Source organism: Burkholderia sp. LFS061 (genome assembly GCF_047978125.1).
GTDB lineage: Bacteria > Pseudomonadota > Gammaproteobacteria > Burkholderiales > Burkholderiaceae > Burkholderia > Burkholderia pyrrocinia_C.
The window spans coordinates 1-6,695 of record NZ_JBFPFS010000088.1 but is presented as its reverse complement, the minus strand read 5'-3'; the positions used below and the strand labels follow the sequence as shown (position 1 = coordinate 6,695).

The following is a 6,695-nucleotide window of genomic DNA, read 5'->3' as shown; positions in this document are numbered from 1 at the left end:
CAAGCGGCAAGCGCGAAGGCGAGCGCGATACCGCCCGCGATCTTCGAGATGTTCGTTACAGTTGTTCGGTTCATTACACCCCCTGGATTTGACATAAATACAATTATCGAAAATTTGCTTGCTCGCCGTCACACCTCACAGGCGCAGCTCAATCGCCAAGCACCACTTACCCGTCAAAACTGAACTGCGAACCACAATGGCAAATCAAACAATTCACCTGGGCAACGATGCAGCTGCCGAGTCAAACCGGCCCGATAAAACCGCACCGAAAACGAGAAATATCTCGGGTGCTGCAGCAAAGATTCGGACCACGAAAAAATAGATAAGCGGAATAAAGCGTGGAAATGGTACCGTCACATACCCCTCTCGAACACAAGAATTCTCCTGGTTTGCCAGATTTATCCAAGAAGCCAGACTACGACTAACGCGGGCAGGTCATGCTGACCGACGCTCTCAGCCAGCCGCACTGCCTCCACCTTGAATTCCTTCATGTACTGCCTTCTTGGTACCACGTTCTCTGCCATGCTCTTTGACCTGCCCCCTACAAACAGGGCCAGCCGGAGTCTAGTAAAGTTCGTTTTCGGAGAAGAAGACGAACATGAAGAAGCGCTTTACGGAACAGCAAATCATCGGGCTTCTGAAGGAGGCTGAAGCCGGTATGCCGGTCAAGGAACTGTGCAGGAAGCACGGGTTCAGTGGCGCGTCGTTCTACACGTGGCGCGCAAAGTTCGGCGGCATGGAAGTCTCGGAAGCCCGCCGGCTCAAGGACCTCGAGGTGGAGAATGCCCGGCTGAAGAAACTGCTGGCCGAAGCAGGAGGTATCCGGAATTTCGTGTGTGAGGCGGGTTGAGATTCAGACTCCAATGTTGAATCGTTCCGGGTAAAGCAGCGCAAACTGGGTCATGGCGCTCTTCTAATCGTGCCGGGAGCCGGTCCACTTGGCAACGACGTTGCGCAGGGCCAGCCAGATCAGCTTCAGCGCGGCCTCGTCCGACGGGAAGTGGCCGCGCGCCTTGATGATCTTCCGAAGCTGCATGTGCAGCGACCCTGCCGCTCCAGAAAGATCTGGATGCGGCGATAACCATAACGCGGATATTGCGCCGACAGGATGTTCATCGCTGCCAGCACCGGCGCGTCCCGTACGGTCAGCGTCGATTCGTAATGCAGCGCCGATCGGGCGACCGACATCAGCGCGCACGCACGCCGCTCCGACAGGCCCCGTGCTTTCGCGTAGGTGACCTGCTGGCGTCGGGCGGGCGCGCTCACCACTTTTTTGCGTTGATCTCTTTCATCACGTCCAGCTCGAGATCGCGCTCGGCCAGCATCTTCTTCAGCCGGGCATTCTCTTGCTCGAGTTGCTTGAGCCGCTTCACGTCGGCAGCTTCCAGCCCGCCGAAACGCTGCCGCCAGTTGTAAATGGTTTGCTCGCTGATCCCGTGCTTCTTCGCGACCTCAGCCACCGGCGCCTTGTCCGCCTCGCGCAGGATGGTGACCATCTGTTCTTCGGTAAACCGGCTCTTCTTCATGACTTCCCTTTCTCCGTTGGAAGCCATTCTCTCAAGTTTCAACTGGTCCGAAAATTCCAGGGCAGGTCAATCTGGCTGTCCGTGAATCTCGACTTCTTCATGCTGTAGAACTCCCTCAACAAGAAAATTCTACTTCTGATCACACCGGTTTTTCGGGGAGATTACCCAATCAGCGCCATGAATTCCTTCCACGGCACCACACGCTCCATCTCGTCGAGAAATACGCGTTTGCGCGTCCGCCGGATCGTCAGGTCAAGGTTCAGGTCGGTCTGTTTCATGTCCTTATTGTCCACGGCAACCGACCTGTCGAACATGCGGGCCTTCGCCAGTTTTGAACACCATCCCTAACACCCCTCTGGGCTTTTATGAAGCCGACTCTAAGAATTTCCTCATTATTGGAGGTAATGCATCGAGCACTCTATCATGTCGGAAATCTCCACTTCCGGCCGGGACTAATTTTACTTCAGGGTAGATCGGAAAAACATAGCCCCCCCCCGCAAAGCAAGACCATTCTTGTTTTCGGGTGGTGGGCGAAGGTGGGATAATTGAGATCCAATGCATGGCGTGTAATTTTTCGCATCGATTAATGGTTGCGGCGTGTCGAGGTGTGGCTTGTCGGAAAGAGTGTGTGTCGTATTTTGTCAAAATTAATTGACGATCGGAAGGTTATTAATCTGGTGTTGTTGGTTCGAATTCCGCTAAAAATTGGCATTGTGAACTTCTGATTGCGAATGAGGCTGGTGCTGGATTGGGTTCGCGGCTAGTCACGGAAAATTATCTGGTGGATGCAAGGCCGGCGCGATAGGTCTTTGGGTTTCCAAGGTTGTCTTGGGATCGCCAGGTTGGTCGTGGTAAATATTGGAACCAGCGGGCATCGAGATTAATTTAACTTTAATTGCGATCATCTCGGGCCGATGTGTCGTCGAACATTTATCTCGTGCCGAGAACGCTTCGAGTTATTGAGTTATATCGCAGAATAATATGGAAAATTAGATGATGAATGTTGATGGTTATGATTCATCGATCTATGTTCGGCGGCTTCAATAATTTAGTTGGGTTCTTAATGTATCGTCGCTGCGCGCTTAATGATGCATATTTTCGGGGCTGCTTAATTCAATCCAAGACGCCGCTTTTGATCGTGCGGTGGATCAGATTAGCCGTGTATGGAACATATCTACCATAATATCGTGAAGCCTTCGCTGTTGGTTGTTGGCATGTCAGTTGTCGTAATGCTACTTTTCCTGCACGCGTTCGAATCCGTCGATTATCGATTCGTGATCCGCCAGTTGCGTCACATGTCCGCCGGCGAGTGGGGCGCGTCGCTGGCCGCGACGGCGCTCAGCTATCTCGCGCTCGTCGCCCGCGACGCGGTCGGCCTGCGTTATGTCGCCGCGAAGGTGCCGCGCGTCGCGCTGTGGATCGGCGCGATCGCCGGTTCCGCGCTCGGCAACGCGACCGGCTTCGGCGCGCTGACGGGGGGCGCGGTCCGTGCGCGCGTGTACGGCGTGTCGGGCGTCACGCCCGCGCAGATCGGCCGGATGACGGTGTTTACCAGCGGCACGCTGGCGCTCGCGATGGTGCTGATGACGGCGGTCGGCATGGTCTGCGTGCCGGAGGCGCTCGCCGCGATGCTGCACGTCGCGCCCGGCGTGCTCACGTGGAGCGGCGCGGCGCTGCTCATGGTGCTGGCCGCGCTGGTCGCGATGTGCGGCAACACCGCGCGCCCGGTCGTCACGCGCTTCAAATGGCTGTCGTTCGACGTGCCGGCGCGGCGCGATCTCGTCATGCAGGTCGTCTACGCGGTGCTCGACGTCGTCGCGGCGGGCCTGACGCTGTGGGTGCTGCTGCCGGCCGCGCCGGTCGGCTTCCCGACCTTCATCACTGTCTACGCAGCCGCCTTGCTGCTCGGGATGATCGGCCATACGCCGGGCGGGATCGGCGTGTTTGAAGCCGCGATGGTCTTCACGCTCGGCCGCGAAGTGCCTGCGCATGCGATGGTCGCCGCGCTGATCGCGTATCGCGCGATCTATTTCGGCGTGCCGCTCGTGCTGTCGGCCGGCCTGCTGGCTGGTTTCGAGGGCCGCGCGCTGCGGCGCCGGCTCGTGACGCGGCAGGCCGTGCGCGTGTCGCAGCTCGCACCGGTGTTCCTGAGCCTCGTGACCTTCGCGGTCGGCAGCATGCTGGTGATCTCGAGCGCAACGCCCGCGTTCTGGCACCGGATCGCGATCCTGCGCCACCTCGTGCCGCTGTGGGTGCTCGAAGGCTCCCAGGTGATCTGCAGCGTGCTCGGCGTCGCGCTGCTGTTCGTCGCGCGCGGGCTGCTGCGCCGCCTCGACGGCGCATGGTGGATAACCTTCGCATTGACGCTCGCGAGCCTCGCGCTGTCGCTGGCGAAGGGCCTCGCGTTCGTCGAGACCGGCGTGCTCGGCACGCTGCTCGTGCTGCTGCTCGTCAGCCGCCACCGCTTCACCCGTCATTCGTCGCTGTTCGCCGCACGCTTCACGATCGGCTGGATCGTGTCGGTGACGATGGTGCTGATGCTCGCGGTGTGGGTGCTGTTCTTCGCGTTCCGCGACGTGCCGTACACGCGCGAGCTGTGGTCGCATTTCTCGTTCGATGCGCGCGCGCCGCGTGCGCTGCGCGCGACGCTCGCGGCCGGCGTGTTCGTCGCGCTGTTCGCGTTGTGGCAACTGCTGCGCCCGGCGCCCGGCCGTTTCGTGAAGCCCGCGCCGCAGGACCTGTTCGACGCCGAACGGATCATCCGCGCGCAGGAATGCAGCGATGCGGGCCTCGCGCTGATGGGCGACAAGTCGTTCCTGTTCTCGGAATCGCGTCAGGCGTTCCTGATGTACGCGAAGTACGGCCGTACGTGGGCCGCGCTGCACGACCCGGTCGGGCCGCGCGAAGAATGGCCGGCGCTGATCGGCAAGTTCATCGCGCTCGCGCACGCGCACAGCGGCCGCGCGGTGTTCTACCAGGTGCGCGCGAACGCGCTGCCGCTGTATCTCGACGCGGGGCTCACGCTGATGAAGCTCGGCGAGGATGCGCATATCGCGCTCAACCAGTTCGACCTGAAGGGTTCGACCCGTTCGCACCTGCGCTACGCGCTGCGCCGCGGCGACAAGGACGCGCTGACGGTCGAGGTGATCGCGCCGTGCGACGTGCCGGCCGCGCTGCCGGCGCTGCGCGACATCTCCGACGGCTGGCTCGACAGCCGCGATGCACGCGAGAAGAGCTTCTCGGTTGCCGCGTTCCACGACGGCTATCTGGCGACGCAATCGGTGATGCTCGTCCGGCAGGCCGACAAGCCGATCGCGTTCGTCACGTTCATGACGACCGACCTTAACACCGAGGCGACGGTCGGCGTGATGCGCCATCTGCCGGACGCATCGCCGTACGCGATGGAGTATCTGTTCACGCAGCTCGCGCTGCATCTGAAGGAAGCGGGCTTCCGCAAGCTGAGCCTGGGCATCGCGCCGTTCTCGGGGATGGGGGCGGCGAAGATGCCGTCGCCGTGGCACCGGCTCGGGCTGATGGTCTGGCGCTTCGGCGGCCGCTTCTACAACTTCCGCGGCTTGCGCGCATTCAAGAGCAAGTTCGAACCGCACTGGGAGCCGCGTTACCTCGCGGCCTCGGGCTCGGTCGGCGTGTTCGTCACGCTTGCGGATCTGTCATTGCTGGCTGGAGGTCGGCGTTCATGATGTCGAAGAAGGGAATCGCGCGGGCGGCAGCCGCCTGCGCGGGAATGATGCTGGCTGGCGCCGCGTTCGCGACGCAGCCGGTTCCGACGAAAACGGAGACGGTGCGGGGCGGCCGCTATGGGCTGGTCACGGTGACGAAGCCGAATGGCGCGCTGCGCGGCTTCGTCGTGCTGTTCTCGCGCGAGGGCGGCTGGAATGCCGTCGACCAGCAGGCGGCCGATGCGCTCGCGAAGGCGGGTGCGATGACGGTCGGGGTCGATTCCGAGCGTTATGCGATGAATCTCGCCGCGAAGCAGGAAACCTGCCACCATCTCGACGGCGACGCCGAGGCCGTCAGCCATCAACTCGAACGGCTGGCCAGCTCGTCGCACTATTTCACGCCGATCGTCGCGGGCGTGGGCCAGGGTGGTGCGATCGCGAAGCAGATCCTGTCGATGGCGCCGGAGAACACGATTGCCGGCGTCGTATCGGTCGATCCGGCGGCGAAGCTCGATCCGCGCTTCAATCCGTGCCCGCCTGATCCGACGATCGTGCGCCGCGCGATGCCGGGCTTTGTCGAAACGGCTGCCGCAGGCGACACCGCGAAGCTCGTGTCGTTTGTCACGTCGCACCTGCGTGACAGCAGCAGCGGCGACGAACTCGACGTGTCGGATCTGCCGCTCGTCGAGCTGCCGGCCAAGGGCGGCAGCGACCGGCTCGCGATCGTGATCTCGGGCGACGGCGGCTGGCGCGATCTCGACAAGACGATCGCCGAGGCGTTGCAGCGCGACGGCGTGTCGGTGGTCGGCATCGACAGCCTGCGCTATTTCTGGAGCGAGAAGTCGCCCGCACAGGTGAGCCGCGATCTCGCGCGCGTGATGCGCACGTACACGTCGCGCTGGCATGCGAACCGTGTCGCGCTGGTCGGCTACTCGTTCGGCGCCGACGTGATGCCGTTCGTATACAACCGGCTGCCGGCCGACCTGCGCGACAAGGTCGCGGTGATGTCGCTGCTCGGCTTCGCGCCATCCGCCGATTTCCAGATCCGCGTGACGGGCTGGCTCGGCATGCCCGCGAGCGACAAGGCGCTGAAGGTCGCGCCGGAGCTGGCGAAAGTGCCGCCGCAGCTCGTGCAGTGCTTCTACGGCGAGGAAGAGAAGGACACGATGTGTCCCGCGCTCGCGAATACCCGCGTCGAGCTGATCAAGACCCACGGCGAGCATCACTTCGGCGGAAGCTACATCGACTTGGAAAAACGAATTTTAGCGGCGGTGCGAAGAACGGCGGCGTCGGGAATTGGGATGGGGAAATAAGTCAGTATGACGTGGGTTGATCCGCCGCGTGCATGACGGAAGCAGATAATTCGGGCAGGGTTGCCTGTAGTGGTCTAATGAATCCGGACACTGATTTAGGCGAGAATGTTCGCCATGAAGAGGTGTCTGATGAGCAAGCAACGACGTACGTTTTCCCCGGAGTTCAAACAGCAAGC

General features: G+C 61.5%; 3 protein-coding genes and 3 pseudogenes. 3 read left to right on the top strand and 3 right to left on the bottom strand.

The annotated features are described in order from the left end of the window. Positions 1–598: 598 nt before the first annotated feature. Positions 599–814: pseudogene (locus ACNQQL_RS35440) on the top strand (transposase); the annotation flags it as partial. A 99-nt stretch (positions 815–913) separates the two neighbouring features. Here ACNQQL_RS35440 and ACNQQL_RS35435 read toward each other — a convergent pair. From ACNQQL_RS35435 to ACNQQL_RS35425, 3 genes and pseudogenes are all read right to left on the bottom strand, one after another. Next, on the bottom strand, positions 914–1,036 hold the full coding sequence (locus ACNQQL_RS35435) for a hypothetical protein (protein WP_416392821.1): 123 nt from the start codon (positions 1,034–1,036) through the stop codon (positions 914–916). Between the two features lie 8 nt (positions 1,037–1,044). Next, positions 1,045–1,526 (bottom strand): annotated as a pseudogene (locus ACNQQL_RS35430) (transposase); the annotation flags it as partial. Positions 1,527–1,693: 167 nt separating this feature from the next. Next, positions 1,694–1,804, bottom strand: a pseudogene (locus ACNQQL_RS35425) (IS5/IS1182 family transposase); the annotation flags it as partial. 936 nt (positions 1,805–2,740) lie between these two features. On the opposite strand from ACNQQL_RS35425, the gene mprF reads away from it, so the two are divergent. Continuing rightward, a complete protein-coding gene (gene mprF, locus ACNQQL_RS35420) occupies positions 2,741–5,227 on the top strand; it encodes a bifunctional lysylphosphatidylglycerol flippase/synthetase MprF (protein WP_416392820.1) in 2,487 nt (828 codons plus the stop codon). Further along, on the top strand, positions 5,224–6,519 hold the full coding sequence (locus ACNQQL_RS35415) for a virulence factor family protein (RefSeq protein WP_347069405.1): 1,296 nt from the start codon (positions 5,224–5,226) through the stop codon (positions 6,517–6,519). Before mprF ends, ACNQQL_RS35415 begins: the two co-directional genes overlap by 4 nt. Positions 6,520–6,695: the final 176 nt, after the last annotated feature.